The 21,579-nt window shown below is 72.1% G+C and carries 23 protein-coding genes; 5 read left to right on the forward strand and 18 right to left on the reverse strand.

Annotated elements, in window-relative coordinates; genetic code table 11:
• Positions 1-71 precede the first annotated feature (71 nt).
• Positions 72-902 carry an alpha/beta fold hydrolase gene (locus tag ACQPZG_RS29465; RefSeq protein ID WP_433548718.1) on the reverse strand — a complete coding sequence of 277 codons (831 nt, stop codon included), beginning with the start codon at positions 900-902 and terminating at the stop codon, positions 72-74.
• Positions 903-1,039: 137 nt separating this feature from the next.
• Between ACQPZG_RS29465 and ACQPZG_RS29470 the strand changes: the two genes are divergently transcribed.
• Positions 1,040-1,942 (forward strand): RNA polymerase sigma-70 factor, encoded by a 903-nt coding sequence (locus ACQPZG_RS29470; RefSeq protein WP_433548719.1) that lies wholly within the window; start codon positions 1,040-1,042, stop codon positions 1,940-1,942.
• Between the two features lie 199 nt (positions 1,943-2,141).
• Entirely contained in the window at positions 2,142-2,888 is a 747-nt protein-coding gene (locus ACQPZG_RS29475) for a GntR family transcriptional regulator (protein WP_433548720.1), read from the forward strand.
• A 187-nt stretch (positions 2,889-3,075) separates the two neighbouring features.
• Here ACQPZG_RS29475 and ACQPZG_RS29480 read toward each other — a convergent pair whose 3' ends face one another.
• The 12 genes from ACQPZG_RS29480 to bioB all read right to left on the reverse strand — a co-directional run bounded on the left by ACQPZG_RS29480 (position 3,076) and on the right by bioB (position 15,880).
• Entirely contained in the window at positions 3,076-4,263 is a 1,188-nt protein-coding gene (locus tag ACQPZG_RS29480) for an ROK family protein (RefSeq protein ID WP_433548721.1), read from the reverse strand.
• 172 nt (positions 4,264-4,435) lie between these two features.
• Positions 4,436-4,975 (reverse strand): G/U mismatch-specific DNA glycosylase, encoded by a 540-nt coding sequence (mug, locus tag ACQPZG_RS29485; RefSeq protein ID WP_433548722.1) that lies wholly within the window; start codon positions 4,973-4,975, stop codon positions 4,436-4,438.
• 58 nt (positions 4,976-5,033) lie between these two features.
• Complete coding sequence (gene purB, locus ACQPZG_RS29490; RefSeq protein WP_433548723.1) at positions 5,034-6,467, reverse strand: adenylosuccinate lyase; 1,434 nt, start codon at positions 6,465-6,467, stop codon at positions 5,034-5,036.
• A gap of 105 nt (positions 6,468-6,572) precedes the next feature.
• Positions 6,573-7,376, reverse strand: coding sequence for an SGNH/GDSL hydrolase family protein (locus ACQPZG_RS29495; RefSeq protein WP_433548724.1), 804 nt, complete (start codon positions 7,374-7,376; stop codon positions 6,573-6,575).
• A 117-nt stretch (positions 7,377-7,493) separates the two neighbouring features.
• On the reverse strand, positions 7,494-8,513 hold the full coding sequence (locus tag ACQPZG_RS29500; protein WP_433548725.1) for a hemolysin family protein: 1,020 nt from the start codon (positions 8,511-8,513) through the stop codon (positions 7,494-7,496).
• The gene (locus ACQPZG_RS29505; protein WP_433548726.1) at positions 8,510-9,871 is read right to left on the reverse strand and encodes a hemolysin family protein; all 1,362 of its coding nucleotides are present in this window, start codon (positions 9,869-9,871) and stop codon (positions 8,510-8,512) included. The genes ACQPZG_RS29500 and ACQPZG_RS29505 overlap by 4 nt, the downstream gene beginning before the upstream one ends.
• Before the next feature lie 193 nt (positions 9,872-10,064).
• Complete coding sequence (locus ACQPZG_RS29510) at positions 10,065-10,499, reverse strand: GNAT family N-acetyltransferase (RefSeq protein ID WP_433548727.1); 435 nt, start codon at positions 10,497-10,499, stop codon at positions 10,065-10,067.
• Positions 10,500-10,717: 218 nt separating this feature from the next.
• Complete coding sequence (locus tag ACQPZG_RS29515) at positions 10,718-11,482, reverse strand: ABC transporter ATP-binding protein (RefSeq protein ID WP_433548728.1); 765 nt, start codon at positions 11,480-11,482, stop codon at positions 10,718-10,720.
• A 132-nt stretch (positions 11,483-11,614) separates the two neighbouring features.
• Positions 11,615-12,265 carry a class I SAM-dependent methyltransferase gene (locus ACQPZG_RS29520; protein ID WP_433548729.1) on the reverse strand — a complete coding sequence of 217 codons (651 nt, stop codon included), beginning with the start codon at positions 12,263-12,265 and terminating at the stop codon, positions 11,615-11,617.
• A gap of 224 nt (positions 12,266-12,489) precedes the next feature.
• Positions 12,490-13,209, reverse strand: a complete 720-nt coding sequence (gene bioD, locus ACQPZG_RS29525) for a dethiobiotin synthase (RefSeq protein WP_433548730.1) — start codon at positions 13,207-13,209, stop codon at positions 12,490-12,492.
• A 195-nt stretch (positions 13,210-13,404) separates the two neighbouring features.
• A complete protein-coding gene (locus ACQPZG_RS29530; RefSeq protein WP_433548731.1) occupies positions 13,405-14,703 on the reverse strand; it encodes an adenosylmethionine--8-amino-7-oxononanoate transaminase in 1,299 nt (432 codons plus the stop codon).
• Positions 14,696-15,880 (reverse strand): biotin synthase BioB, encoded by a 1,185-nt coding sequence (bioB, locus tag ACQPZG_RS29535; protein ID WP_433548732.1) that lies wholly within the window; start codon positions 15,878-15,880, stop codon positions 14,696-14,698. The genes ACQPZG_RS29530 and bioB overlap by 8 nt, the downstream gene beginning before the upstream one ends.
• 168 nt (positions 15,881-16,048) lie before the next feature.
• On the opposite strand from bioB, the gene ACQPZG_RS29540 reads away from it, so the two are divergent.
• Positions 16,049-17,206 carry an 8-amino-7-oxononanoate synthase gene (locus ACQPZG_RS29540; RefSeq protein ID WP_433548733.1) on the forward strand — a complete coding sequence of 386 codons (1,158 nt, stop codon included), beginning with the start codon at positions 16,049-16,051 and terminating at the stop codon, positions 17,204-17,206.
• Between the two features lie 24 nt (positions 17,207-17,230).
• Here the strand turns inward: ACQPZG_RS29540 and ACQPZG_RS29545 are convergent, their stop codons facing one another.
• Both ACQPZG_RS29545 and ACQPZG_RS29550 read right to left on the reverse strand, forming a co-directional pair.
• Positions 17,231-17,455 (reverse strand): DUF397 domain-containing protein, encoded by a 225-nt coding sequence (locus ACQPZG_RS29545; RefSeq protein WP_433548734.1) that lies wholly within the window; start codon positions 17,453-17,455, stop codon positions 17,231-17,233.
• A gap of 138 nt (positions 17,456-17,593) precedes the next feature.
• Positions 17,594-18,442: a helix-turn-helix domain-containing protein gene (locus tag ACQPZG_RS29550; RefSeq protein ID WP_433548735.1), complete on the reverse strand. Its 849-nt coding sequence runs from the start codon at positions 18,440-18,442 to the stop codon at positions 17,594-17,596.
• 257 nt (positions 18,443-18,699) lie between these two features.
• On the opposite strand from ACQPZG_RS29550, the gene ACQPZG_RS29555 reads away from it, so the two are divergent.
• Positions 18,700-19,131: an ATP-binding protein gene (locus ACQPZG_RS29555; protein ID WP_433548736.1), complete on the forward strand. Its 432-nt coding sequence runs from the start codon at positions 18,700-18,702 to the stop codon at positions 19,129-19,131.
• A 147-nt stretch (positions 19,132-19,278) separates the two neighbouring features.
• Here the strand turns inward: ACQPZG_RS29555 and ACQPZG_RS29560 are convergent, their stop codons facing one another.
• The 3 genes from ACQPZG_RS29560 to ACQPZG_RS29570 all read right to left on the reverse strand — a co-directional run bounded on the left by ACQPZG_RS29560 (position 19,279) and on the right by ACQPZG_RS29570 (position 21,052).
• Positions 19,279-19,758 (reverse strand): C40 family peptidase, encoded by a 480-nt coding sequence (locus ACQPZG_RS29560; RefSeq protein ID WP_433548737.1) that lies wholly within the window; start codon positions 19,756-19,758, stop codon positions 19,279-19,281.
• Between the two features lie 347 nt (positions 19,759-20,105).
• On the reverse strand, positions 20,106-20,411 hold the full coding sequence (locus ACQPZG_RS29565) for a hypothetical protein (protein ID WP_433548738.1): 306 nt from the start codon (positions 20,409-20,411) through the stop codon (positions 20,106-20,108).
• Positions 20,412-20,419: 8 nt separating this feature from the next.
• Complete coding sequence (locus ACQPZG_RS29570; protein ID WP_433548739.1) at positions 20,420-21,052, reverse strand: ATP-dependent Clp protease proteolytic subunit; 633 nt, start codon at positions 21,050-21,052, stop codon at positions 20,420-20,422.
• A 101-nt stretch (positions 21,053-21,153) separates the two neighbouring features.
• Here ACQPZG_RS29570 and ACQPZG_RS29575 point away from each other — a divergent pair, with 101 nt between their 5' ends.
• Positions 21,154-21,459 carry a type II toxin-antitoxin system Phd/YefM family antitoxin gene (locus ACQPZG_RS29575; protein ID WP_433548740.1) on the forward strand — a complete coding sequence of 102 codons (306 nt, stop codon included), beginning with the start codon at positions 21,154-21,156 and terminating at the stop codon, positions 21,457-21,459.
• The last annotated feature ends 120 nt before the right edge of the window (positions 21,460-21,579 follow it).

Below are 21,579 nucleotides of genomic sequence, written 5' to 3' on the forward strand. Positions count from 1 at the left end.
CTTTCCAACTCGGCAAGTAACTCGTCAGGGTGACATCGGCGCCGTCGGCAGCTCCACTCCGGGTGCCCGCGTCAGCGACCGGTGCTCAGAACGACCCGGGCCACCAGTGCCGGATCGTCGTTCATCGGAACGTGCCCGCAGCCCGGCAGCCGGACCAGTCGGGCGCCCGGTATGACGCCCTTCGCCCTGACCCCCTGCCTGCGCGGCAGCAGCCGGTCCCGGGTCCCCCAGGCGACCGTCACGGGAATGTCGGTGATGTCGTCCCGGTACTGGACGGTCAGCCCGGCGCGCAGCGTCGGCTCGAATCCGGCGGCCTCCCGCAGGGCGAGGGTCTCGGCGACGACGGCCTCGGGCGAACGCCGCCCCGGTTTCGCGTAGATCGCGCTGGTCAACGCGGACCGCCCCGCCCCGCTCCGGGCCAGCCGGTCGACCAGCGGAAGCGGCATTCCCTTCGCCACCGCCCGCAGTCCGCGCAAGGTCGCGTAGGCGTAACGGCGTTCGGGCTGCGTCCAGAACCCGGCGGGCGAGAGCGCCGTCACGGACCGCGCCAGCTTCTCGCGCCCCATTCCCAGGGCGAACAGCCCGCCCAGCGAGTTCCCCGCCACGTGCGGCCGCTCGACGTCCAGTGCCTCGCACAGCGCGCCCAGGACGGGCACCATCGCGTCCATGGCGTACGACATGCCGTCGGGGAGGGCGGGCGAGGCCCCGAAACCGGGCAGGTCGACGGCGATCACGTCGCGCTCGGCCGAAAGCGCCGACAGCACGGGCTCCCAGGCCTGCCAGTGGTGGCCTATGCCGTGCAGCAGGAGCAGCGGCTCGCCGCGCCCCGTCCGCTCGTACACGGCGGAGACGGTGCGCGGCCCGCGTGGGGACGGGACGGTGAACTCGACGGTCGCGGTCATGAAGCTGCTCCTTGAGGTCGTCAACGGTCGGTCATGACTACCCGCCGGTAGCGCAGTGTTCAAGGGCGCGGACAGGAGTACGCGCGCGGGGCCCGCCGGGGGTGGACATCGTGCGGGCCGTGGGCTGGGATGGGCCGGTGAACGCCGACACCGCAGAAACCCGCGACGACCGGGCCGCCGTCTTCGAGGAGCATCGTTCCGTGCTCACCGGGGTCGCCTACCGCATGCTGGGCCGGGTCGCCGACGCGGAGGACGTCGTGCAGGAGGCCTGGCTGCGCTGGTCCGCAGAGGGCCGCGAGGACGTCCGGACGCCGCGCGCCTTCCTCGTGACGATCACCACCCGGCTCGCCATCGACCGGCTGCGGCACGTGCAGTCGCGCCGCGAGGCGTACGTCGGGCCCTGGCTGCCCGAACCGTACGGGACGGACTTCGGCGCCGGCGCCCCCGACACCGCCGAGCGCGCGGTGCTCGCGGACTCGGTCTCGCTCGCCGTCCTGGTCGTACTCGAATCGCTGTCGCCGCTGGAGCGCGCGGTGTTCGTCCTGCGGGAGGCGTTCGGCTTCCCGTACGGGGAGATCGCCGCGGTCCTCGACAGGACGGAGCCGGCCGTCCGCCAGCTCGCCGGGCGGGCGCGCAGGCACGTGGAGGAGCGCAAGCCGCGTTACGAGGTGGACCCGGCGCAGCAGCGCGACCTCACCGAACGGTTTCTCGCCGCGGCCGCCGGCGGGGACCTCGCCGAACTGCTCTCCCTGCTGGCCCCCGGAGTCCGTCTGGTCGGCGACGGTGGTGGCAAGGTGCGGCTGGCGCTGCGGGTCGTGGAGGGTGCGGACAAGGTGGCGCGCTTCCTGCTGGGCGTGGCGAAGAAGGCCGTCCCGGGCACGGAACTGCGCCTCACCGAGCTCAACGGCGGGCCGGCCCTGCTGACCCTGGTGGACGGAAAGCCGGACAGTGCCTTCCAGCTGGACGTCGCCGACGGCCGCATTCAGTGCATCTACATCATGCGCAACCCGGACAAACTCACTGGAATCTCCCGCCCGTAACCGCAAAGCGGCCCCGCAACTGCCGCGAACCGCCCCGCATTCGACCCCGAATGCGGGGCGTTCTGCTGTCTCGTGACGGATTGGTCTTGACCAACCAGATGCGCCGTCCTATGGTCGCAGGGTTAGTGAAGGAACCTTTAATAAACAAGGGCGCGGAACACGGGATGCCGCGGGCCACGCGGCGATGCGGAGGATCAGGGTGGGGACCACGCAGCTCGAAACGGTGCCGGAGCCGAAGTACTGGCACCTCAAGACCGTGCTCAGCCAGGCACTCGACTCCGATTTCTCGGTGGGCGAGGTCCTGCCCAACGAGCGCGACCTGGCCGCCCGTTTCGGCGTCGCCCGCGCCACGCTCCGTCAGGCGCTGGAACAGCTGGAGCTGGAAGGCCGCCTCCAGCGCCGCCGCGGCGTGGGCACCACGGTCGCCCCGCCCCGGGTCGACGTCTCCACCGCGCAGTACGCCTGGCCCGGCACGCCCGGCGACACCTGGCAGCCGGTCGACTGCACCAGCGCCGTCGCTCCGGTCGCGGTGGCCCGCATGCTCGGCACCGACCCCCGGGACGAGCCGTACACGGTACGGCGCATCCGCACGACGCACGGCCAGCCGGTCGCCGCCGAGCTGCTGTACGTACCGGCCGCCTCGGTGCCCGAACTCCCGGCCGCGGCGGCCCCGTCCGGCCCCGCACGCGCCCGCGTCGTGCTGCGCGAACTCCAGCGGCTGGGCCTGGAGGGGCAGGACCGCGCCGTCGAGCTGGGCTCCGCGCGCGCGGACGACGCCAGGGAACTCGACCGGCTGCCCGGCGCACCCGTCCTGGTCGTCACCACCCGCTACTTCGCGGCGGGCCGCACCGCCGCGGTCTCCGTGGCCACGTACCGGGCGGACACCTGCCGCCTGACCTTCGGCGACTCCGGCGACCTCGAAATCACCCACCCCACCCCCGCCTGACCCCCGGGCAGCCCCCGCCTCCTCGGGCGGCGGGGCGGCCCTCCGGGGCGCCTCCCGGCACGCGCGAAACCGAGTGCTGCGGGGAGGACGGGCAAGGGCGCGGCCTCCCACCGGACGTGCCCCCCACCGCACCGCCACCGCGGGACGGCTCCTCGCGCCCTCGCCCCACGCCGAGCCACGCCGCCCCTCAGCGCCGCGCCGTCACCGTGGTCTCCACCGCGAACATCTGCTCCTCCACGTGGTCCAGCGCCAGCCTCAGCGCCCCCGTCGCCACCGAAGCCTCGCCCAGCAGCGACAGCGCCACCCGCGGCGGCCGCAGGCAGTACCGCTCCAACTCGCCCCGCAGCGGCTCCAGCACGCCGTCGATCCCGGCCGCCCACCCGCCGATCACCACCAGCTCCGGGTCGAGCGCGAGCACCAGCGCCGCCACGTCGTGCACCAGCCGCTGGAGGAATCTCTCGACCGCGGCCTGCGCCTGTGCGTCGCCCCGCTTGGCCTCCGCGAACACCACGGCCACCGCCTGCTCGTCCAGCGGGTGCAGCGGTTCGCCCGTGGTGGACAGCAGCTTCTCGGGCCTGGCCTCGCGGCCCAGCAGGTGCAGCGCACCGATCTCGCCCGCCGCACCGCCGTACCCCCGGTGCAGTCGCCCGCCGATCAGCGAACCGGCTCCGGGGCTCAGCCCCGCCAGTACGAACACCAGGTCGTCGGTGTCCTGACCCACGCCCTTCCAGTGCTCGGCCACGGCCGCCGCGTTGGCGTCGTTCTCGACCAGTACCGGGCACCGGAACGACCGGCGCAGACGCTCGCCCAGTGGCAGCCCCGTCCAGCCGGGCAGCGCCGTACAGAGCCGTACCGTCCCGCCGGCCTCCACGATGCCGGGCGTGCCGACGCCGACCGCCCGCAGCGAACTGCGCGGCACACCGGTCCTGCGCAGCACGTCGGCGACCACCTGGCGCACCCGCTCCAACCGGTCGTCCGCACCCAGGCTCTCGTCGACCTCCCGTGACCCGGCCCCGACGATGCGGCCGTCGAGCCCGGACAGGAGCGCCGCGATCCGATGCGGACTGATCTCGATGCCGAGCAGGTGCCCCGCCTCGGCCCGGAACCGGAACCGACGCGCGGGCCGCCCCTGCCGCTTGGCGCCGCCTTCTTCGGCCGCGCTCTCGACGACCACCAGACCGGTCTCGATGAGCCCCTCGACCACGCCTTCGACGGTGGGCCGGGACAGCCCCGTGACCCGGGTGAGGTCGGTCAGCGTGGGGGAGTCCTTCGTGTCCGACGAGAAGGAGGGGCCCGCCCCGCGCAGCGCGTGCAGGACCACCGCGGAGTTGATCCGCCGCAACAGAGAGGGGTCCCCGCCGGTCAGTCGCCCCAACGTGTCCTCCCAGCTCGTACGCGTGTCTGCGGATCGTACTCGGTGCCGACACGCCGGAGCGAGCCGCGCCGGAACGCGGCCCGCTTCCGCCCGCTCGGTGCGAGCGACCCGACGAGCGTCCCCGGGCGCCCCGGTCGGTCCACCGCCGTGCGCGCGGTGCGCACCGAAGGCGTCACGGCAGCTCGACGGCGGACCGCAGGCGCCCGTACTCCTCCGCCATCGTCTCCAGCGTCCAGTGCGCGTTGAGGCCGCTCGGGCTCGGCAGCGCCCAGATCCGGGTGTCGCCGATCCGCCGCTCCTGCGGGCCGATCCGTGCCTTCTTCTCGCCGAAGGCCGCGCGGTAGGCCGTCACACCGGCCACCGCGAGCCACTGCGGGCGCAGCCGTTCGACCCTGGCGGTCAACTGCCGCCCGCCCTCCTCGTACTCCGCCGCGGTGAGTTCGTCGGCACGGGCGCTGGCCCGGGTCACCACATTGGTGATGCCGAGCCCGTACGACAGCAGTTCGTCCTGCTCCTCCGGCCGCAACTGCCGGGGGGTGAAGCCCGAGCGGTGCAGCACGGGCCAGAAGCGGTTGCCGGGCCGGGCGAAGTGGAGGCCCTTGGCAGCGGACATCAGACCCGGGTTGATGCCGCAGAACAGGACGCGCAGACCGCCCGCGACCACGTCGGGGACGACGCGGTCACGGGCGGCCAGAAGTTCCTCGGGAGTCATCCGAAAACCGTACCTCCACGGCTGTTCGCACGGCCCGCCGCACTCCTCGTCGCAGGACTCAGAGGATGGAGCCCGGGGTGTAACCCGCCGCTTCGGGGTGCTGCTTGGCGATCTCCTCGACGCGGGCGACGAGCGCGGCCACCTGCCGACCGGCCGCACCTGTGAACGACAGCTTGTCCGCCATCAGCGCGTCGAGCTGCGCGCGGTCCAGCGGCATCCGGTCGTCGGCGGCGAGCCTGTCGAGGAGTTCGTTGCGCTCGGCGCCCTGCTCGCGCATGGCGAGCGCGGAGGCGACGGCGTGCTCCTTGATGACCTCGTGCGCGGCCTCCCGGCCGACGCCCGCCCGTACGGCCGCCATCAGGACCTTCGTCGTGGCGAGGAACGGAAGGTAGCGGTCCAGCTCGCGGGCGACGACGGCCGGGAACGCGCCGAACTCGTCGAGGACGGTCAGGAAGGTCTCCAGCAGGCCGTCGAAGGCGAAGAAGGCGTCCGGGAGGGCCACCCGGCGGACCACGGAGCAGGACACGTCGCCCTCGTTCCACTGGTCGCCCGCCAGCTCGCCGGTCATCGACGCGTAGCCGCGCAGGATGACCATCAGGCCGTTCACGCGCTCGCAGGAACGGGTGTTCATCTTGTGCGGCATCGCCGAGGAGCCGACCTGGCCGGGCTTGAACCCCTCGGTGACCAGCTCGTGGCCCGCCATCAGGCGGATCGTCTTCGCGACGGAGGAGGGAGCGCCCGCGAGCTGCACGAGCGCGGTCACCACCTCGTAGTCGAGGGAGCGGGGATAGACCTGGCCGACCGAGGTGAAGGCGTGCGCGAAGCCCAGGTGGCCCGCGACGCGCTCCTCCAGCTCCGCCAGCTTCCCGGCGTCACCGCCGAGCAGGTCCAGCATGTCCTGCGCGGTGCCGACCGGGCCCTTGACGCCGCGCAGCGGGTAGCGGCCGAGCAGCTCCTCCAGGCGGCCGTACGCGACGAGCAGTTCGTCGGCGGCGGTCGCGAAGCGCTTGCCGAGCGTGGTGGCCTGCGCGGCCACGTTGTGCGACCGGCCCGCCATGACCAGCTCGGCGTACTCGGCCGACAGCTTGCCCAGGCGCGCGAGGACCGAGACGGTGCGGTCCCGCATCAGCTCCAGGGAGAGCCGGATCTGAAGCTGCTCGACGTTCTCGGTGAGGTCGCGGGACGTCATGCCCTTGTGGACCTGCTCGTGCCCGGCGAGGGCGTTGAACTCCTCGATCCGCGCCTTCACGTCGTGGCGGGTGACCTTCTCGCGCTCGGCGATGGAGGCCAGGTCGACCTGGTCGAGGACGCGCTCGTAGTCGGCGAGGGCGGCTTCCGGCACCTCGATCCCGAGGTCCTTCTGCGCACGCAGCACGGCCAGCCACAGCCGGCGCTCCAGCTTGACCTTCTGCTCGGGGGACCACAGGTCGGCGAGCTCCGCGGAGGCGTAGCGGCCGGCCAGGACATTGGGGATGCGGGGCTTGGCAGTCACGTGAACGGATTCTACTGGCGGTTCGTGCAGGCCAGAGCCGCGGGGCGGTTCGTACGTTGCTACGAGGCGGTGGCTCCGGACGCCGCGCGGGAGTGCCCTCCCGTGCTACGTGACCGGGCCGTCCCGCGTGACCTCGCGCATGCTCTCGTACGGAAGCAGCTCGGGCCGCTTCGCCGGGCGGCCGTCGCCGGAGGAACGTCCCGTGAGCCGGCGCCCGATCCACGGCACCAGGTGCTCGCGTGCGAACCGTACGTCGTTCACCCGGCGCGCCACCCACCTCGGCGGCAACGCGGCGGGCAGCGGGGACAGCCAGTCGTCCTCCGCCTCCAGTCCGAGCGCCTGCCAGACGGCCTCGGCCACCCTGCGGTGCCCCTCGGCGGTCAGGTGCAGCCGGTCCACGTCCCACATCCGCCGGTCGCTCAGCGCGGCCGCCCCGTACAGGTCCACGACCACCGCGTCGTGCTTTGCCGCAAGCTCGTCGACGATCGTGAACAGCTCCTCCATGCGGGGCCGGAACCGTTCCATGACGGGACCGCTGCGCCCCGGGCTGCGCATGAGCACCAGCTGCTTGCAGGACGGGGCGATGTGTTCGACCGCCTCGGTGAGCTTCGCGCGTACGTGGCCCATGTCGACCTTGGGACGCAGCGTGTCGTTGAGGCCGCCCACCAGGGTCACCACGTCCGCCCGCATCGCGGCGGCGAGCGGCGCCTGCTCGTCGGCGATCTGAGCGATGAGCTTGCCGCGCACAGCGAGGTTCGCGTACCGGAAGCCGGGTGTGCGCGCGGCCATCCGGGCGGCGAGCAGGTCGGCCCAGCCGCGGTAGGAGCCGTCGGGCAGGAGGTCGGACATTCCCTCGGTGAAGGAGTCGCCGACCGCGACAAGACTGGTGTAGGTGGCATTCATCTCCATGGCGGAGCGATCGTACCCGGTCGCCGCGGGACGTACCCGGCCGGGAAACGACGACTGCCGGGCCGCTCCCCTTCGAGAGCGACCCGGCAGTGCGCGCGCCGGCGGCGGACTGCGGCATCAGACCTGCTGCGGCGGACCCACCAGCTCCCGCAGCACGTCCTCCATGGTCACCAGCCCGGCGGGCCGGCCGGCCGCGTCCGCGACCGCCGCCAGGTGCGTACGGCTGCGGCGCATCGCGGTCAGCACGTCGTCCAGCGGGGTCTCCGCGCGGACCCGGGCGATCGGCCGCATGGCCGACACCGGGAACGGCAGATCCCGCGGCGTCGCGTCCAGGGCGTCCTTCACGTGCAGGTAGCCCAGGATGCGACGGGTGGAGTCCAGGACGGGGAAGCGGGAGAACCCGGACTCGGCGGCGAGCTGTTCCAGCTCCTCCGGAGTGGTGCCGACCGCCGCGTACACGACCCGCTCGACCGGCATCACCACGTCCCCGACCGGGCGGCGGCCCAGCTCCAGGGCGTCCCGGAGCCGCTCGGCCGCCCGGTCGTCGATGAGGCCGGCGTCCCCCGCGTCCTTCACCAGGCGGGCCAGCTCGTCGTCGGAGAAGGTCGCCGACACCTCGTCCTTGGTCTCCACCTTCAGCAGCTTCAGCAGCAGGTTGGCGAAGGAGTTGATCGCGAAGATCACCGGACGCAGCGCCCGCGCCAGGGCCACCAGCGGCGGGCCGAGCAGCAGCGCGGTCCTGGTCGGCTCGGCCAGGGCGATGTTCTTCGGCACCATCTCGCCCAGCAGCATGTGCAGGTACGTCGCCAGCGCCAGCGCGATGACGAAGGAGATCGGGTGCGTCAGCGCGTCCGGCACGCCCACCGCGTGGAACAGCGGCTCCAGCAGGTGCGCGATGGCCGGCTCGGCGACCACGCCGAGCACCAGGGTGCACAGGGTGATGCCCAACTGGGCGGCGGCCAGCAGTGCCGAGACGTGCTCCAGGCCCCAGATGACGCTGCGCGCCCTGCGGTTCCCGGCCTCGGCCTCGGGCTCGATCTGACTGCGCCGCACCGAGATCAGCGCGAATTCCGCACCGACGAAGAAGGCGTTGACGACCAGGGTGAGCAGGCCGATGAGGAGTTGTACGGCGATCATCGTCGGGCCTCCGCATCGTGGGACAGCACCGCTGCGGCGGCCGCGCTCCCGGACCGCGGGGGCGCGTGCATGAGCACCCGCGCCGCCCGTCGTCCGCTCGCGTCCACCACGTCCAGCTTCCAGCCCGACAGCTCCACGCAGTCACCCACCTCGGGGATCCGGCCCAGCTCGGTGGCGATCAGCCCGGCCAGGGTCTCGTACGGGCCGTCGGCGACCCGCAGCCCGATCCGCTCCAGCTGGTCGGTACGGGCGGCGCCGTCCGCCGACCACAGGTCGCGGCCGTCGGTGTCCTCGCCGGACCGGGCGAGGTCGGGGGTCTCGTGCGGGTCGTGCTCGTCGCGCACCTCGCCGACGACCTCCTCGACGATGTCCTCCAGCGTGACGACGCCGGCCGTGCCGCCGTACTCGTCGATGACGACCGCCATGGTGCGCTTGCCGGACAGGCGGTCCAGCAGCCGGTCCACGGTGAGCGTCTCGGGGACGAGCAGCGGTTCGCGGATCAGTTCGGTCACCGGATGCCGGGGCCTGCGAGCGGCCGGCACGGCCAGTACGTCCTTGATGTGCACCAGGCCGACGACCGAGTCCAGGCTGCCCCGGTACACGGGGAAGCGGGACAGGCCGGTCGCCCGGGTGGCGTTCGCGACGTCCTCGGCGGTTGCCTGCACGTCCAGCGCGGTGACCTGCACGCGCGGCGTCATCACGTTCTCCGCGGTCAGCTCGGCCAGGTTGAGGGTGCGGACGAACAGCTCCGCCGTGTCGGCCTCCAGCGCCCCCGCCTTCGCGGAGTGGCGGGCCAGTGCGACCAGCTCCTGCGGGCTGCGGGCGGAGGCCAGTTCCTCGGTCGGCTCCATGCCGAAGCGCCGCAGGATGCGGTTGGCCGTGTTGTTGAGGTGACTGATCAGAGGCTTGAACGCGGCGGTGAAGAGGCGCTGCGGGGTCGCGACGACCTTGGCGACGGCCAGCGGTGAGGAGATCGCCCAGTTCTTGGGGACCAGCTCGCCGACGACCATCAGGACGACGGTCGACAGCGCTGTGCCGAGCACCAGGGCCACCGAGGAGGCCACGGCGGAGGGCAGACCGACCGCCTCGACCGGGCCCTTGAGCAGCTTGGCGATCGACGGCTCGGAGAGCATGCCGACGAGGAGGTTGGTGACGGTGATGCCGAGCTGGGCGCCCGACAACTGGAAGGTGAGGCCGCGGACGGCTTTCAGGGCGCTGTCCGCGCCCCGCTCGCCCCGCTCGACCGCTCGTTCCAGCTCGCCGCGCTCGATGGTCGTGAGCGAGAACTCCGCCGCGACGAAGGCGCCGCACATCAAGGAGAGCAGCAGCGCCACCAGGAGCAGAAGCACTTCGATCATCGGTTCACCTCCGTCCCTCGGTCGGGAAGGGGCAGAAGGATCGCGCGATGTCGGCTACTGGGAGGCTCGCCCATGGGCGGACGCTCACACCTTTCAAGAGAGGGTCGGAAAATCCTGGAAGTACCAGAATGAAGCACTCATGGTAAAGGGTCGGCAAAGCCGTTCGATCCGGGCGGGTCAGGCGCCCGGCGGATCACTGTCCGAGCGGCTTGACCCAGCGACTCCACTGCGGCTCCGGCGCGTACCCCGCCGACCGCCAGGCGGGGTGCGCGAGGCTGTTTCCGTCCAGCACCATGGCGTCCCCGCGCCGCCCGCCCAGCCGGACGAACCGGTCCTCGGCGGCGGCCAGCAGCGCGCCGGAGACGCCCTGCCGCCGGTGGTCGGGGTGCACCGCGAGCCGGTAGAGCGAGCACCGCCAGCCGTCGAACCCGGCGATCACCGTGCCGACCAGCTCTCCGCCGCGCTCCGCCAGGATGAGGGCCCCGGGATCGCGGGCGACCAGCCGCTCGACGCCGTCGCGGTCGTCGCTGATGCTGGTGCCCTCGGCCGCCGTCTTCCAGAAGGCGAGAACGGTGTCGAGGTCGGCGGGGGTCGCGCTTCTGAGCTGCGTGTTCGCAAGATCGTCCATCAGTGCATCCCACCATCGCCCCACGGCGGTGTCGAGAGGCTTCCGCGATGTGGTCGGCTGCCCCGCAGCCCCTTTCTCACCCGGCTGAACTCCTCCGTGCGGGGTCGAGGACGCTGAGGCCGGAGAAGCCGTGTCGAGGACGCGAGGCCGGAGAAGCCGTACCGACCCCGGTGCACCGGGCACTGCGCACGGCTCTCGCCGGAACCGTGAGCGGACCCTCAGTTCCTGCGGAGCCGGGGGACGCCGTCGAAGCGCTTCATCCTCTCCAGCACCGCATCCGCGGTCGGATCCGGCATGTCGTCCACGATCCGTCCGTCGCCCAGGAAGAGCACCAGGTCCGCGTGGGCGGCGGCACCCGGGTCGTGGCTCACCATCACCACCGTCTGGCCGAGGGAGTCGACCGCCTCGCGCAGGAACGACAGCACCTCCGCGCCCGCCCGGGAGTCGAGGTTCCCGGTCGGCTCGTCCGCGAAGATCAGCTCGGGCCGGGAGGCCAACGCCCGCGCGCACGCCACCCGTTGCTGCTGTCCGCCGGACAGCTGGGCGGGCCGGTGCTTCAGCCGGTCACGCAGACCCAGCGTGTCGATGACCCGTTCCAGCCACTCCGGGTCGGGCTTGCGGCCGGCGATGTCCATCGGCAGCGTGATGTTCTCCGCGGCCGACAGCGTCGGCAGCAGATTGAAGGACTGGAACATGAAGCCGATCCGGTCCCGCCGCAACTGCGTCAGCTCGCGCTCCCGCAGCCCGGTGATCTCGGTGTCGCCCAGCCACACCTGTCCCGCGGAGACGGTGTCGAGTCCGGCCAGGCAGTGCATCAGGGTCGACTTCCCCGACCCGGACGGGCCCATCACCGCGGTGAACCGGCCGCGCGCGATGTCGACGTCCACGGCGTCCAGAGCGAGCACGGTGGTCTCACCGCTGCCGTAGGCCTTGGTGAGACCGCGGGCGCGGGCGGCGACGGCTTGGGCGACGGCTGCGGACACGGCGGCCTCCTGGTGGGACGAACCCAACTCCCTTGTGGGACAGGAGATTAGGTCCCACCCGCTACGGCGGACATCCCCCGGAAGGCCGGTCCGACCGGGTCCCTGTAAGGGGCACGGGAACCGCCCTCGCCGTCACGGCCGCCCGGTCACGCTCCCGGGCCGCTGCGCCACTCCCAGCACGCACGCCGATGTCGGCAGCCGCAGCCCCTTCTCGGGTACGGTCACCCGCCGGAACGACCCGATCGTGAATCCGGCCTTCCGTATCTCGTCCACCGGATCCCGCGAGGTGTGACAGTTGCCGAACAGCAGCGGCCACACCGTACGGTCGAGACCCCGCTGGAGGGCCGCCATGGAGCGCCGCTCGTCCCGTCCGTGTTCGAAGAACCGCAGCTCACCGCCGGGACGCAGGACCCGCCTCGCCTCCGCGAGCGCCCGCTCCACGTTCCGCACGCTGCACAGCACCAGCGAGAACACCACCGCGTCGTACGCCTCGCTCTTCACCGGCAGCGCCTCCGCCGCCCCCGGCACCACGTCCACCGGGACCCCGGCCCGGACGGCGGCACGCAGCGCCGACTCCCGCAGCAGACGTTCCGGTTCGATGGCGACGACCTCGGAGACGGCCGACGGATAGTGAGCGAAGTTCAGGCCGTTGCCCGCGCCGACCTCCAGTACCCGGCCGGACAGCCCCGTCAGCAGGTCCTTCCGGTGCGCGGCGACCCCGCCGTGCAGGTCCGCCGACACGCTGAGCCGGGCGTAGGCACGGGCGAACAACGGGTGACTCACGGCGTCGCGCGCCCTGCCACCCCGGCGCGCACGGGGACGCAGACGCTGCAGGGAACGCAGGGGCGGGCGGGAACGCGGGCCGGGGCCCGGAAGCGGACCGGAACGTGATGCCATCGCGAAACTCCTCCGTGAAACGGACGGGTACCGCGATTGTGCCCCCGGAGCGGATGGATCCGCCGCCCCCGAAGAGGGGGAATCGGGCGCGTTCCGCCCGGCTCCGGCGGTCAGCGCCAGGACGCGGCGAACGCCTGTGCGTCCCACGCCCCTCCCAGTTCCGGCGCGAGCCACTCGGCCGCCCGTGCCTGGAACCGCACGGGCGCCAGACGGCCCGCGCCCTCCGGCACGGCGCCCAGCAGTGGAGCCCCGGCCATCTCGGCCAGCTCGTCCACGTTGCACCGCTCGGCCAGGCCGGGTTCGCGCGGCCAGCTGCCGATGACCACGCCGAGCGTGCGCAACTCCCTCGCCCGCAGGGCCTCTCCGGTCAACTGCACGCAGTTGAGGGTGCCGAGGGCGGGAGCGGCCACGACGAGTACGGGAGCGTCGAGCAGGCGGGCGGCGTCCGCGAGGGTGCCGCCCTCGTCGTCCAGCCGTACGAGCAGGCCGCCCGCGCCCTCGACGAGCACGAGGTCGTACTCGGTCGCCAGCTCGGCGGCGGCGTCGGCGACGCCACGGGGGGTGACGGGAGCGAGTCCGGCGCGGCGTGCCGCGGTGGCGGGGGCCAGCGGCTCGGGGAAGCGGGCCAGCTCGACGGCGGCGACGCCGGGCCCGGCGAGGCGGACGGCGACCTGCGCGTCGCCGTCCTCACCCGGGGCGACACCGGTCTGCGCGGGCTTCAGCACACAGACGCGCCGGCCGTGGGCGCGGGCGAGGGAGGCGAGGGCCGCGGTGACGACGGTCTTGCCGATGTCGGTGTTGGTGCCGGTGACGAACAGGGGGGAGTGCATGAATCTCCTGAATGCGGGTGCGGGTGCGGGTGCGGGTGCGCCGGATGTGCGGACGCAGGTGCGCGGGGTGCGAGTGTGCGGGCGGCTGCGGGCGCCGGGGGCGGCGGTCCTGGAGCGGGGCGTGTCGGCGGGAGGGCGGCGCTCCGTGCGGGGCCGCCCCAGCCGCCTCACGGCTTCCCCGGGCCTTGCCGTCCCTCAGCTTCCCGCTGCCCTCGCCGCTGCCCCGACCGCCGTGCAGATCCGGCCCAGGTCCTCGTCACCCGTGACGTACGGCGGCATCGTGTAGATGAGGTCCCTGAACGGCCGCACCCATACGCCCGCCCGCACCGCTGCCTTTGTCGCCGCAGCCATGTCCACCTGCCGGTCCAGCTGGACGACGCCGATGCCACCCAGCACGCGCACCTCCCGGACGCCGGGAAGCTCCGCGACCGGAGCCAGCCCGTCCCGCAGGCCGGCCTCCAGCCGCTTGACCTCGCCCGCCCAGTCCTGGCCGAGGAGCAGGTCGATGGACGCACAGGCGACGGCCGCGGCGAGGGGGTTGCCCATGAAGGTCGGTCCGTGCGCCAGCACGGGGACCTCGCCCCGCGAGATGCCGTCCGCCACCCTCGCCGTGCACAGCGTCGCCGCCATCGACAGATAGCCGCCGGTGAGCGCCTTCCCGAGGCACATCACGTCCGGCGACACCCCAGCCAGGTCCGCCGCGAAGAGCGTTCCCGTACGGCCGAAACCGGTCGCGATCTCGTCGAAGACGAGCAGCACGTCGTGCGCGTCGCACGCCTCGCGCAGCACCCGCAGGTACTCCGGCGAGTGGAACCGCATGCCGCCCGCACCCTGCACCACCGGCTCCACGATCACCGCGGCGAGTTCGTCCGCGTGCCGCGCGACGGCGGCCCGCAGCTGCTCCGCGTACGCCTCCTCGTACTCGGCGGGCGGTGCGCCCACGAAGACCTGCCGCGGCAGGGCGCCCTGCCACAGGCCGTGCATGCCGCCCTCGGGGTCGCACACCGACATCGGCTGCCAGGTGTCCCCGTGGTAGCCGCCCCGCCAGGTCATCATCCGCTGCTTGGCCGGGCGGCCGACCGAGCGCCAGTACTGGAGGCACATCTTCACGGCGACCTCGACGGACACCGACCCGGAGTCGCACAGGAAGACGTGCCGCAGCGGCTCGGGGGTGATCTCCACCAGCTTCGCGGCCAGTCGTACGGCGGGCTCGTGGGTGAGCCCGCCGAACATCACGTGGCTCACCTTCTCCAACTGGCCGCGCGCCGCCTCGTTGAGGACGGGATGGTTGTATCCGTGCACCGCCGACCACCACGACGACATGCCGTCGATCAGCTCGTGCTGCCCGTGGACGGGCTGGGCGAGCCGCAGCCGCACGCCGGACGCGGACTCCACGATCAGCGGCTCGTCGCGCCCCGGCATGGGCCCGTACGGATGCCAGACGTGCTCCCGGTCCAGACGCAGCAGCTCGGCGGGGGAGAGGCCCTCAGGCATTGGGCGCCAGTTCCGTCCCGGCGCCCCGCCGCCGAACGGTCACCAGGTCCTGCCGGGCCCCGGGCACCGCCGGGACCTCGGAGGCTTCGTCGGCCGCCGACGCGTCGTCGTGACACCCGCCCCCGGCCGCGCCCTCGGACCCGCAGCCGCCCCCGGACCCGCACACGCCCGCGCTCCGGTGCTCCGGCAGCGTCGTCGTGTCCGCCCCCTCCACCTCGAAACCGGCGTCCGCGATCATCTCCAGGTCCGCCTGGCCGGCCTGGCCCTCACTGGTCAGGTAGTCGCCCAGGAAGATGGAATTGGCCAGGTGCAGCGCGAGCGGCTGCATCGTCCTCAGGTGCACCTCGCGACCGCCCGCGAGCCGGACCTCCACGTCCGGACAGACGAACCGCACCATCGCCAGGATGCGCAGCGCCTTCTGCGGAGTGAGGTGCCACTCCTTGGCCAGCGGCGTCCCCTCGAACGGGATGAGGAAGTTGACCGGAACCGAGTCCGGATCGAGGGCGCGCAGCGCGAAGACCACGTCCACCAGGTCCTCGTCCGACTCGCCCATGCCCGCGATCAGCCCCGAGCACGCGGACAGACCGGCCGCCTGCGCCTGCTGTACCGTTTCGACCCGGTCCGCGTAGGTGTGGGTGGTCGTGATGCCCCCGTATGTCGCCTCGGACGTGTTGAGGTTGTGGTTGTACGCATCGGCCCCCGCGGCCTTCAGCCGCTCTGCCTGACCATCCGTCAGGAGGCCGAGGCAGGCGCATACTTCGACGCCCTCGTTGCCTTCCTTGATCGCTTCGATGGTTTTCGTGACCCGGTCCACGTCCTTGTCCGTGGGGCCGCGCCCGCTCGCCACCAGACAGACCCGCTTCGCCCCGCCCGCGACGCCCGCCGCCGCGGCCTTCGACGCCTCGTCGGCCTTGAGCCACGTGTACTTGAGGATCCCGGCCTTCGAGCCGAGCCGCTGCGAGCAGTACGAGCAGTCCTCCGGGCACAGTCCGGACTTCAGATTGACGAGATAGTTGAGCTTCACCCGCCGGCCGAACCACTGGCGGCGCACCTTGCCGGCCGCGGCCACCACGTCGAGCAGTTCGTCGTCGGTCGTCGCCAGAACGGCGAGCGCTTCTTCGCGGGTCGGCAGCTCGCGCCGCAGCCCCTTCTCCACCAGTGTGTTCAGCAGGTCCATGCGCATGATCCTGGCGCACGGGACCGCCCTCGGCCAAGGAGGATTCGCACAACGGCGCGGGTTCGAGGTGTGGGTATTGCCACACCGTGACGCGTGTTCCGTCCGGCTAGTGTCTGTGGGCTGCCTACAAAACCCTGCGCTCCCTCCCCACGTCGAAGGGCTCCCGCCATGCTCCAGCGCTCCGCTTCCGCGCACCCCTTCGAGTGGATCGAGGAGGAGGCCGCACGACGGGCCCGCGCCGGTCTCGTACGGACCCTGCGCCCCCGCGCGGCCGACAGCCCGCTGCTCGACCTCGCGAGCAACGACTACCTCGGTCTGACCCGTCGCCCGGAGGTCACCGCCGCGGCCGCCGACGCCGCCCGCAGGTGGGGGGCCGGCGCCACCGGCTCCCGCCTCGTCTCCGGCACCACCGAGCTGCACACCCGGCTGGAGCGTGAACTCGCGGAGTTCACCGGCTTCGAGTCCGCGCTGGTCCTGTCCTCCGGGTACGCGGCGAACCTGGCCGCTCTCACGGCGCTGACCGCCCGCGGCTCCCTGATCGTCTCCGACGCGGGCAACCACGCCTCGATCGTGGACGGTTGCCGTCTCTCCCGCGCCGAGACCGCCGTCACTCCGCACGCCGACCCCGCTGCCGTACGGAAGTCGCTCGACGGGCATCAAGGGCGTGCGCTCGTCGTCTCCGACTCCGTCTTCTCGGTGGACGGCGACGCGGCACCCCTGAAAGAACTGGCAGCAGCAGCACGGGAGTTCGGTGCGGCGCTCGTCGTCGACGACGCCCACGGACTCGGTGTCCTCGGCGCCGGAGGCCGGGGCGCCCTGCATGCGGCCGGACTCGCGGGCGCGCCGGACGTGGTCGCCACCGTCACTCTGTCCAAATCGTTGGGCAGCCAGGGCGGTGCGGTCCTCGGCCCGGCACACGTCATCGACCACCTGGTCAACGCGGCCCGTACGTTCATCTTCGACACCGGTCTCGCCCCGGCCGCCGTCGGCGCCGCCCTCGCGAGCCTGCGGCTGCTGCGCGGCGAACCGGCCCTGGCCGACCGGGTGCGCGAGGTATCGGCCACCCTGCACCGACGGTTGACCGACGCGCACCTTGCCGCGGTGCGACCGGACGCGGCGGTCGTCTCCGTGCAGGCGCCCTCCGCCGAAGCGGCCCTGCGCTGGGCGGCGGACTGCCGTACCGAGGGGCTCGCGGTCGGCTGCTTCCGTCCGCCGTCCGTGCCGGACGGCATCTCCCGGCTGCGGCTGACCGCCCGAGCCGACCTCACCGATGCGCAGATCGAAGGTGCGGTGGACGCCATTGTCCGTACCGCACCTTCGAACTGACGCCTCGTCATTCGACGTGCCGGCTCATACCGCCTGCTCGCGCAGGGCGCCGAGGAAGCGCGACCACGCGTCGGGGGAGAAGAGGAGAGCGGGACGGCTCACGTGCTTCGAGTCGCGGACGGCCAGCAGGCCGCCGCGGGCCGACGCCGTCTCCACGCAGTTGTTCATGCCTGTGCTGCGGCTGCTGCGGCGCCACGCTGCGCCGGGCGGGAGAAGGCCGGAAGGTACGTTCGCGAGGTGTGGGGACATGGTGCCTCCCTGCGCGTCGTCACCGATAGGGGGTGGCGGTCTGCGGCCCACGGTCCGTTGGTCGTGGGCCGGTGGAACTGGTCGTGGGCCGGTGGAACCAGGCATCCCGGGACCGTGCCCGGTGGGCCCGTGCCGGCGTCAGCGGAGGCCGGCGATCAGGACCTGGGATTCCTCGTGCGACATCGCCTGTTCCTGGATCCGCTGGAACGCGACGGTGTATTCCGTGAGGTCTTCCTTCCGTTCCAGATAGAGGCTACTCGCCAAATGGTCGATAACAACCACATCCAGATCAGCGATGTTCGGAAAGGAGAAAATAACGAAAGCGCCGGTCAACCCAGCATGCGCACCCGCCGCAAAAGGCAGCACCTGTAACCGGACATGGGGCAGTTCCGTCATCTCCAACAGATGGCGCAACTGCTCCTTCATGACCCGTTCGCCACACACCGTCCTTCGCAGCACGGCCTCGTCGATCACCGCGCTCAGGGCCAGGGGAGAGTCTTCCCGCAGCACCTTCTGCCGCGCCAGGCGCACCTCCACCAAGGTGTCCAGCTTCTCCTCCGGCATGTCCGACAGCGTCGCCCGGGTCACCGCCCGCGCGTAGTGCGGGGTCTGCAACAGCCCCGGCACCACCGAGGTCTCCAGCGTGCGCGCCGCACACGCCCGGGACTCCAGACTGATGAAGTCCCGGTACTGGGGCGGCAGCAGCCCCCGGTAGGCGTGCCACCACTGCGTGCCCGACTCGCCCGAGTCCTCGGCCAACGCCTCCAGCAGCGAGCGATGTTGCGGATCGCGCACGTCGTAGGCGGCGAGCAGCAGCGCCACGTCGGACGGCTTGACCCCGCTGCGTCCCGTCTCGATCCGGCTCACCTTCGACTGGTGCCAGCCGACGAGGCGCGCCGCCTGCGGGCTGGTGAGACCGGCCCGGTCGCGCAGTCTGCGCAGTTCCTCTCCCAGCTTGCGGCGTCGTACCGCGGGACCGTGCCGCATTCCCGACTCCTTTCGGCGCGGCGTCCGCCCCCGCCGGGGCCAGTGTGCCGGTCGAATCCGGTCTCGCGTAGCAGAGTTCATCACTTTGAGTGACAGATATATGTATGTCTGGGGGTGCGGCCGCGGCGGCTGCACCATGAGTGACACTCTGGCGCGGAATGACGGCGGAACCAGGCGGAATAAGGAGTCCGGGGCCGCCCCGCACGTACCGCGTACGAGTCCGAGTCCAGCCCCGGCGGGAAAGGGACAACGTCGCCATGGCAGACCATCAGGAAGTATCCGTCACCCTGCCGAGCGATCCCGTCTCGGTCTCCACGGCCAGGAAGTTCGTGGCCGAAGCGCTCGTGGGCTGGGGACTTCCGGCCGGGTCCGACACTGCGGACGCCATCCGCCTGATGGTCTCGGAACTCGCGACCAACGCCGTGCAGCACACCTTCGGGCAGTCACCCACCTTCACGGTGGACGTCCACCTGGAGCGGGACGAGCGGCTGCGCATCGGCGTCACCGACAGTCACCCGCGTTGGCCCCAGCGCCTGCCCGCCGCGGTGCAGCAGGACAACGGCCGCGGCATGGTGATCGTCCGTTCGCTGGCCGCGGAGTGCGGCGGCCGACTCTCGGTCACTTCCACGCCGGAGGGCGGCAAGACGGTGTGGGTCGCCCTCCCGTGGAACGCCCCCGTCCAGAGATGACGGACCACCGAGTCGACCGCGCGGAGGACCTTGCGGTGCGCCCGGCGCGGCGGTGGGCCCGGGGCGGCGGCAGGGCGCGGCCGGCGGCGACGCGTCGCAGCCGGAACCCGACGCGCCGCCCGAGCGGTCAGGTTGATCAGCCGGCGTTCATCGCACCCGGCCGTACCACACGCTCTTCGACCAGATCCGCTCCAGTCGCACCACGGCGCCCTGCTTCGGCGAGTGCCAGATCTTGTTCCCGCCCGCGTAGATGCCCACGTGGTAGACGCTGCTGCCACGGTGGAAGAAGACCAGGTCACCGCGCTGCAGTTGGGAGGAGCGGATGTGCCGGGTCTTGTTGTACTGCGCCTGCGCGGAACGCGGCAGGCTCTTGCCGACCTTCTTGTACGAGTAGAGGGTCAGCCCCGAGCAGTCGAAACGGTAGGGGCCGGCGGCCCCACGCTTGTACGGCGCGCCCCGCTTGGACGCCGCGACGTTCAGCGCCTTCGCCGCCTGCGTCGCCGCATCGGCCTCAGAGACGGCACCCGGTACCAGCATGCTGCCGCCCACGACGGCGAGCGTGAGGGCCGATGCCGTACCGGCCCTGGCGATCAGCGACGGAACACGGCGGTTTACGTGCGCAGTCATGCGCAACCCTTCGTCGACCAGACGTCCCGGCAGCGTCTGTGCGGCGCTCGCCGGGACCGCCCCGCCACGACGGCGGGGGCTTGTCGTTCACGGATCCTTGCCCGGACGACGACTGGTTTCCGAGCGGAAAGCGAAGTTTGTGAGGCTCCTCACCTCTGATCCGTTCGGGTGGACAAGGGCCGTTGCGATCTTCCGTGTCGCGCGCTGACGACGCCCGTACCTGCACCGGAGCATGTCATTCCGCATGTGTTCCCGTCGCGGTGCGCAACTCGATCAGTACGGATGACGGAGACCCGAATGGTCCGAACGGGGGAGGCGCTGCCGGGCCGGAGCGCGCCTCCGGGTGATCAACCCGGCTGCTCCGGGGACACGGCGAGACGCCCCGCGCGCCGCTCCCCGTCCAGTACGCGCAACGCCCGCGACAGCGTCGTCGGACACATCCCGGTTTCACCCCGGTCGTACATCAGCGTCAGCGCGTCGCGCAGTGCGGTCGCCCGGCCGACGAGCGCCTGTGCGGCACGCAGAGCCCCGTAGGTGTCCGTCGCGCGGGACGGGTTGATCCGTCCCAGGAGATCGACGGCCGCCAGATAACCGTCCACCAGATCGCACTCGGCGCGGGTCAGGGCGGGCAACGGCGGCAGTTCCGGCAGCATGCGGCCGCTCACCGCGCGGGGGAGGACGGGGTGCCGCGGCGGGTGGCGACGATCCGGTCCACCAGCCCGTATCGCAGTGCTTCCCCGGCGTCGAGCACCTTCGTACGGTCGAAGTCCGCCTCGACCTGCTCGACAGACCGACCGGTGTGCCGGGTCAGCATCCCGGCCGTCATCGAGCGCAACCGTACGAGCTCCCGCGCGTGGATCTCCAGGTCCGAGGGCTGACCCTGGGCCGGCTCGTCCAGGGCGGGCTGGCTGAGCGCGATCCGTGCGCCGGGCAGTGCGAACCGCTTGCCGGGGGTGCCGCAGGCCAGCAGCACGGCAGCGGCGTCGAGGGCCTGTCCGAGGCAGAACGTCTCCACGTCGCAGGTCACGAACTGGAGGGTGTCGTAGATCGCGGCCATCGCCGTGTACGAGCCGCCGGGGGAGTTGATGTAGAGCGAGATGGCGCGGTCCGGGGCGTCGTGTTCGAGGTACATGAACTGCGCCGCGATGTCGTTGGCGGCGGCGTCGTCGACGGGCGTCCCCAGGAAGACGATCCGCTCGCCGAGCATCTTCGAGTACGGATCGAGTGTGCGGGTCCCGGTGCTGGTGCGCTCGTGGAACTGGGGCAGGACGTAACGGGCGGACGGCTGGATCATGGCGCGCTCCCTTGTGTGCGGCACGGCGACGTCGCATGTGCGGCGCGGACCGCTCTCTCCGTAAAAAATGTACAGGACGTACGTTCAGTACGATGGGGAGCATGACCTATGAGATTCCGGTGACGCAAGCCCGCGCTGAGCTCGCCGACCTGATCAACCGCGTCGTGTACGGCGGGGAGCGCGTGGTCGTGACGCGTCACGGGAAGCCGCTCGTCGCCCTGGTCTCCGCCGCTGACCTGGAGCGTCTGGAGGGCGGACCGGAAACGGCCGAGGACGAGGTGATCAGCTCCGTCTCGTCGATCGGGTCCTGGACGTCCGCTCCGGGCGAACGCGGCCGGTACGGATTCGCCGCCGAGTACCGCGGGGAACACGGGGCCGAGCCCGGGGACGACCGGCCCGGAAGCTGAGCGCCCGGGAGGTCCTTCCGGGGCCGCGAGGTGAGTTAACGCAGCCGAAACTCCGCGCAACTAGCCTCGCCATGAGGGCGCCTGACGGAAGGCCCTGGCGTGATCCCTGTCGTGTCTTTG

The organism is Streptomyces sp. CA-294286 (assembly GCF_050947155.1).
Taxonomy (GTDB): domain Bacteria; phylum Actinomycetota; class Actinomycetes; order Streptomycetales; family Streptomycetaceae; genus Streptomyces.

What these genes read in the sequence shown, in the direction of transcription:
- ACQPZG_RS29465 (WP_433548718.1), bottom strand. Translation starts at nt 902, where the DNA reads ATGACCGCGACCGTCGAGTTCACCGTCCCGTCCCCACGCGGGCCGCGC.
- mug (WP_433548722.1), bottom strand. Translation starts at nt 4,975, where the DNA reads ATGACTCCCGAGGAACTTCTGGCCGCCCGTGACCGCGTCGTCCCCGAC.
- ACQPZG_RS29495 (WP_433548724.1), bottom strand. Translation starts at nt 7,376, where the DNA reads ATGGAGATGAATGCCACCTACACCAGTCTTGTCGCGGTCGGCGACTCC.
- ACQPZG_RS29500 (WP_433548725.1), bottom strand. Translation starts at nt 8,513, where the DNA reads ATGATCGCCGTACAACTCCTCATCGGCCTGCTCACCCTGGTCGTCAAC.
- ACQPZG_RS29505 (WP_433548726.1), bottom strand. Translation starts at nt 9,871, where the DNA reads ATGATCGAAGTGCTTCTGCTCCTGGTGGCGCTGCTGCTCTCCTTGATG.
- ACQPZG_RS29510 (WP_433548727.1), bottom strand. Translation starts at nt 10,499, where the DNA reads ATGGACGATCTTGCGAACACGCAGCTCAGAAGCGCGACCCCCGCCGAC.
- bioD (WP_433548730.1), bottom strand. Translation starts at nt 13,209, where the DNA reads ATGCACTCCCCCCTGTTCGTCACCGGCACCAACACCGACATCGGCAAG.
- ACQPZG_RS29530 (WP_433548731.1), bottom strand. Translation starts at nt 14,703, where the DNA reads ATGCCTGAGGGCCTCTCCCCCGCCGAGCTGCTGCGTCTGGACCGGGAG.
- bioB (WP_433548732.1), bottom strand. Translation starts at nt 15,880, where the DNA reads ATGGACCTGCTGAACACACTGGTGGAGAAGGGGCTGCGGCGCGAGCTG.
- ACQPZG_RS29540 (WP_433548733.1), top strand. Translation starts at nt 16,049, where the DNA reads ATGCTCCAGCGCTCCGCTTCCGCGCACCCCTTCGAGTGGATCGAGGAG.
- ACQPZG_RS29545 (WP_433548734.1), bottom strand. Translation starts at nt 17,455, where the DNA reads ATGTCCCCACACCTCGCGAACGTACCTTCCGGCCTTCTCCCGCCCGGC.
- ACQPZG_RS29550 (WP_433548735.1), bottom strand. Translation starts at nt 18,442, where the DNA reads ATGCGGCACGGTCCCGCGGTACGACGCCGCAAGCTGGGAGAGGAACTG.
- ACQPZG_RS29555 (WP_433548736.1), top strand. Translation starts at nt 18,700, where the DNA reads ATGGCAGACCATCAGGAAGTATCCGTCACCCTGCCGAGCGATCCCGTC.
- ACQPZG_RS29560 (WP_433548737.1), bottom strand. Translation starts at nt 19,758, where the DNA reads ATGACTGCGCACGTAAACCGCCGTGTTCCGTCGCTGATCGCCAGGGCC.
- ACQPZG_RS29565 (WP_433548738.1), bottom strand. Translation starts at nt 20,411, where the DNA reads ATGCTGCCGGAACTGCCGCCGTTGCCCGCCCTGACCCGCGCCGAGTGC.
- ACQPZG_RS29570 (WP_433548739.1), bottom strand. Translation starts at nt 21,052, where the DNA reads ATGATCCAGCCGTCCGCCCGTTACGTCCTGCCCCAGTTCCACGAGCGC.
- ACQPZG_RS29575 (WP_433548740.1), top strand. Translation starts at nt 21,154, where the DNA reads ATGACCTATGAGATTCCGGTGACGCAAGCCCGCGCTGAGCTCGCCGAC.